The sequence below is a fragment of the Pyrobaculum sp. genome (assembly GCF_049971835.1).
Taxonomy (GTDB): Archaea; Thermoproteota; Thermoprotei; order Thermoproteales; family Thermoproteaceae; genus Pyrobaculum.
In genome coordinates this window covers 1-4,608 of record NZ_JBMFKV010000147.1, presented here as the reverse complement: position 1 = coordinate 4,608, position 4,608 = coordinate 1, and the positions used below count along the sequence as shown (strand labels likewise).

Genomic DNA, 4,608 nt, shown 5'->3' with positions numbered 1-4,608 from the left:
CGCTGGCCAAGACCACTCCACCACCTGCCACACAGACACAGAGAGGACAGCTGAGGTGATTAAAACCCCTTGGAATAGTGTGCCATCAACAAGCAGAGAAAGACAATGTCAAATGTCGCCTATATCTACACGATGGAGAATAATTGCTGGGCTTAAAAAAGGGGAATTTTCGCAAGAATTTTTCTTGCTTGTGGTTTTGTTTCCGCTTTTTTAATAAGATATTGGACTATAGTTTCCCTTAGTGTTGGATCCCTTTTCATAAGCTCTTTTAACCAACTCCACTTTACATACACAATGTAACCTTTGCTCCGGTATATGTGAGCATGGGGAGCCAACTTCTTAACAACAAGCTCTGCCTCCTCCTTGTTTTTAAATTGTTTGACAGCTATTAAGAATTTATTCGTGAGGAGCAGACGCATTTTAAATTCTCCAATTGTGATGTAAACGGGCTCTTTATATGATGCGTTTGCCAAAGCTTTAAGATGTTTCCATTTATGACTGCGCAATACATCTAGTAATATACCATAACTGCCAGCCGATAGAATTAGTTGTCTAGCCAACATTTTCGCATCTTTTCCCATAAGCCTAATGCGGTTAGAATCGATATATCCTCTAAACGCTTGGTTTACTACTTGGATGTATTTACTGCCTATTGAGAGCTGAAACCGGTGTAACTCATTATCTACAACACCATCACCAAGCCACCACGTAAGCAGAGCTCTGTAATCGCCTCTCTGATAGAAATCAATTGAAAGCCTTATCGCTTTTTCTTTACTCAATTTCTGTTTCCAGTCTTTAGCTATAGCACGGACTGCCAAGGTGATGCCTCGACTTGTTACATTAACAAAATGCAAGTTTACCCATACGTTTCCGAATCGTGTTGCCAACCATGCAATTAGTTGCCATGGTTGCGTCGTGCCCATCATAGGACGGTTATCAATTACGCTCTCATCAGAAGCTCTCCAACCTAGTTGAAACGGCTCCAACTCTCTCTCCGATAATACGTCCGGAAAGTCCAGATTTGCCGAGAGCGCGTTTAGATGTAGACTGTAAGTTGGATGAGTGATACCATGGGAATAGATACAATTACCATTAGAACAAATATGGAACGAATTTGTACTTTTTGTTGTAAGTTCAGCATGCCCTCCTTCTACGGCTCTACAAATCTTACTAAGTTTTTCTCGAGTTTCTTTTTCCGCCTCATCTAGCAACGAAGATATGCTACTTATAAACTGTTTAAATCTTGTCGTTTTTTCATCTGGTAACGAAAATAACATCGGTATCCTATCTGCTATATACTGCATGTAGAGTTTCCATTTCTTAAACAACGTATCTACTGAACCAATTAGCACGCCGTGTCTAGCAGATTCATCAAGCACCGATTCGAGAGTGGGTTCGGATTCTTTCAGCAAAGCTACCTTACACCTATCTTTTAATCTCTCCAGCAATTTACTATTGAATTCCTTGCCCATATCACATTTTTAGCACCTCCACATGTGGAATTAACATCCGCTAATCCGTGGTCCTCACATATCAGGTGGAGGTTTGTCAGCATTCGTCTCTGAGACTAAACTGTTTTCTGAACGATTGCTAGCAGATGCCTCTGCCAGAAGCGTAGAGGCGCTGGCCAGCGGGGCGCCCATGAGCTTTGCACACCTCGCCGCCGCCATGGGCTCCTCCACTGGCTTGTCTCGGCGTCTCGCTCTGGGGAGGAGGGGCGGCTTTCTAGGCGGCTTCCTCGGCTTCCTCTCGGTGTACGGCGGGTTGAAGACCGCGTGGAGCCACGCCTCCCACACCTCCGCCAGCCGCCTCTTGTAGGTGTAGGCCAGGATGATGAAGACGTCGGCCCTAAGCCCCCTCCTCGCCGCAGAGGAGTGGCCCCTCATGTGCATGTCGACGCGGTCGTAGTAGCCGCGGCGCTTCCCCACCCCCACATACTCCACACGCCCACCCGCCAGCACCAAGTAGGCGTAGTGCACCGCTCCCACGTATACGCCAGGGCTTTAAAGCCAGCTACGGCGTTCAACTCCCCCATCTACATTTTACCTGACTCAACGTCGGACATTTTTCCTGATTCAGGAAAAATGTACGACGCTAAGTCAGGAAAAATGTAGATGGGGTAGTGGAAAGCCGACGTTATTCGGGAGGGGCTTGACCCGCCGAGGAGGGCTGGTGGGTATCTTATCTTCAGCGCGGCGAGGGTGGTGGTGGGGGTGAATGACGACGGAAGGCTTTTTGTCAACGTGGTGGGGCGCCTCTAGGGGAGTGGGGAGGAGGTTTTGAGAGCTATGGGGTTTCAGCGGCACTGCCTCCCCGGCGTGTGTTACTTAGCCGAGTCGGGGAGGTACAGGGTACAGGAGGATTTAGTGGCGTCTGTTGGCCTACACAGCACTGAGGCGTCTTTAGCTCTCGACGTGGCGCGGCGCCTCGAAGGGGCCTGGGGGAGGCACGTGGCTAGATTCGCCGCCTCTGCGTTGGCGAGGTGGCTGACGCGGCGGGGCTACAGCGTCGCCTTTACGCGATTTCGGAATATACTGTTGCCCGGTGTGCGCATCACCGCCTCCACGGGTGATAGGGTGGGGAGGTTGCTCCGCAGCGCGGCGGCCTATCTGGCTGGGGTTGCCGAGGCCACGGGGGCGCGGTGCGGCGGGGTTGAGGTTTTTATGGAGGAGCCGGACGACTTAGGCGTCGTGGGGTCAGCCAGGGCCGCGGCTGGGTGTGTGGAGATCGCGGCTAGAAACTCGAGGGAGGGGCTCGTCTTGTATGTCGGCGTGAGGCCTGGCGTCAAGGCGCTGTACAACTCTGTTCTAGAGTCGCTGGACGGCGCCGGCCCCGCGAGGGTTGTTGTCGGCAACCACGTGGTTGTGGGGAGGTTTGTCACGTATTGGCGGCTTGTCCTCAGGCGGGGGAAGGGGGCCGCGGCGGCGTCTGTCAGGGGTCCTCTGGTGGTTTTTGACTCGTTTGAGGTTAGGCATAGACAACACGGCAAGTTGGCGGTTGTGCTCAAGACGCCTTACGCCGTTGTGGAGTTCTCCACTACCCACGTGAGTCGGGAACACGCGGCGGTTTTCAACGCTACGAGGCTGTCTATGGAATGACCAGCGACTTCGCCCTCTCTCTAGTGCTTGTGGTTGGCTATTTAGAGGGGTACAAGGGCTACGCCACTTACAGAGATTTGAGCTTCTTCACGGGGAGGAGCGAGTCGTACATTAGGAAATACGTCGCCTTCTCTCCCGTCTTGTTTCATAGAGAGGGCCGCCCCGCCGCTGTGAGGCTGACTGAGGGAGGCAGGGCGCTGTTTCAAGACCTCGTTGGGCGGCGGTCCCAGGTCTGCGGCCCGGGGGGTCTTAACGAACACCTTGAATGTCTGCGGCGGCTGGTGGGGACGCGTCTAGAGGTGGGGGGCGTCTCCGTGTCTATCACCAGGAGGGTTCTATACAGAGGGAGGGGGGATCCGGAGGCGGCTGAGTACGCCGCGAGGATGATAGGGGGCGTCTTGTGGAATGAGTATAGTGTGTTGAACGACTACTCCGAGCTGTATCTAGAGGCGGCTATCGCCTTCGTAAGGGATAGGGGGGCTCCTCTGGAGGCTGTGGCGAGGCTGAGCCGCCTGATGAGCCCGGAGTGCGCCGAGCTCCGCGGCGGCTATATAAGGGACAACAACGCCCAGGCCTACGCCGACTTGGTGGACACGCTTGCCGAGCCGGGGGCAGGACACAAGCTAGAGGCCTTGGGCGTCGCCAAGAGGATAGGCAACTGGCTGATCCCCCTGGACGTGCCTAGGCTTTTGGCCAAGAGGGCTAGGGGCTCCCTGGACAGGGCCATCGCCAATTTCCAAGCCGCCCTACGGTCTGCCATGAGGCACGCCCCGCCTCGGCGGCCTGACTTGGTGGCCTCGGGGAGCTGTAGCGGGGAGCCCCTCTGCCACAAGCTTCTGTACGACGGCGTGCCTTATGAGCTGATACCGGCCGAGGGGCCGCGCGACGAGGAGTACAGGTTTTGGATTACGTGGGCGCTCTGGAGGGCCCGTGGGTATGGCGTGTACGAAGCCTACTGCGAGGCGCGGGCTCTATATGCGAGTGGAGTCGTGAGGGGGCCCTACGCCGAGTGGCTGGGCCAAGCCCCGCGGAGGGCCCAGTGGCTCACGTTGCTAGCCCTGGCTACCGCGTCGCAGAGCTATCCAGAGGCGAGGGGCACGGAGGAGGACTATCTAAAAGCTCTGTATGAACAGGCGAGGAAAAGAGGGTAGCAAGCCACGCATAATGACAAGACGTAGACTACGTAGCTGGACTGTGGCGGGAGACGTGTTAAGACGTAGTTGTCCGCCTGGCGTCTGCCGGGCGCGTGGCCGGGGGTTGTTGGGCGTGGGGTTTTTATTAACGTTGGTGGTTTTCTACGGGATGTATTCCATCTGTGCTAAGTGTGGTGGGCGGAGGATGCTGTGTGGGCTTCCCCGGTGCCCTATTTTGGAGAGGGTTAGGGCGGTTAAGTCTTCTATGTTTAGGATTAGGGGCCGCGAGGTGTTCGGCGCCACTCCTCCCAGCGCCGTCGTGGGGGAGGCGGGTTGGCCTAGGGTGAGGGTTTACATTGGGGAGCCGCCGGAGGTCT

At 54.9% G+C, this 4,608-nt stretch carries 4 protein-coding genes and 1 pseudogene; 3 read left to right on the top strand and 2 right to left on the bottom strand.

What is annotated here, in order from left to right:
* Window positions 1–152 precede the first annotated feature (152 nt).
* Both ACP5J3_RS10950 and ACP5J3_RS10945 read right to left on the bottom strand, forming a co-directional pair.
* The gene (locus ACP5J3_RS10950; RefSeq protein WP_428495728.1) at window positions 153–1,472 is read right to left on the bottom strand and encodes a hypothetical protein; all 1,320 of its coding nucleotides are present in this window, start codon (window positions 1,470–1,472) and stop codon (window positions 153–155) included.
* A 54-nt stretch (window positions 1,473–1,526) separates the two neighbouring features.
* Window positions 1,527–1,988, bottom strand: coding sequence for a hypothetical protein (locus tag ACP5J3_RS10945; protein ID WP_428495727.1), 462 nt, complete (start codon window positions 1,986–1,988; stop codon window positions 1,527–1,529).
* A 300-nt stretch (window positions 1,989–2,288) separates the two neighbouring features.
* On the opposite strand from ACP5J3_RS10945, the gene ACP5J3_RS10940 reads away from it, so the two are divergent.
* From ACP5J3_RS10940 to ACP5J3_RS10930, 3 genes and pseudogenes are all read left to right on the top strand, one after another.
* Complete coding sequence (locus ACP5J3_RS10940) at window positions 2,289–3,098, top strand: hypothetical protein (RefSeq protein WP_428495726.1); 810 nt, start codon at window positions 2,289–2,291, stop codon at window positions 3,096–3,098.
* A complete protein-coding gene (locus ACP5J3_RS10935; protein WP_428495725.1) occupies window positions 3,095–4,249 on the top strand; it encodes a hypothetical protein in 1,155 nt (384 codons plus the stop codon). The genes ACP5J3_RS10940 and ACP5J3_RS10935 overlap by 4 nt, the downstream gene beginning before the upstream one ends.
* A 187-nt stretch (window positions 4,250–4,436) precedes the next feature.
* Window positions 4,437–4,608, top strand: a pseudogene (locus ACP5J3_RS10930) (Nre family DNA repair protein); the annotation flags it as partial.

Bases quoted from the DNA above. Each gene is read 5' to 3' on its own strand.
- ACP5J3_RS10935 (WP_428495725.1), top strand. From the start codon at position 3,095: ATGACCAGCGACTTCGCCCTCTCTCTAGTGCTTGTGGTTGGCTATTTA.
- ACP5J3_RS10940 (WP_428495726.1), top strand. From the start codon at position 2,289: ATGGGGTTTCAGCGGCACTGCCTCCCCGGCGTGTGTTACTTAGCCGAG.
- ACP5J3_RS10950 (WP_428495728.1), bottom strand. From the start codon at position 1,472: ATGGGCAAGGAATTCAATAGTAAATTGCTGGAGAGATTAAAAGATAGG.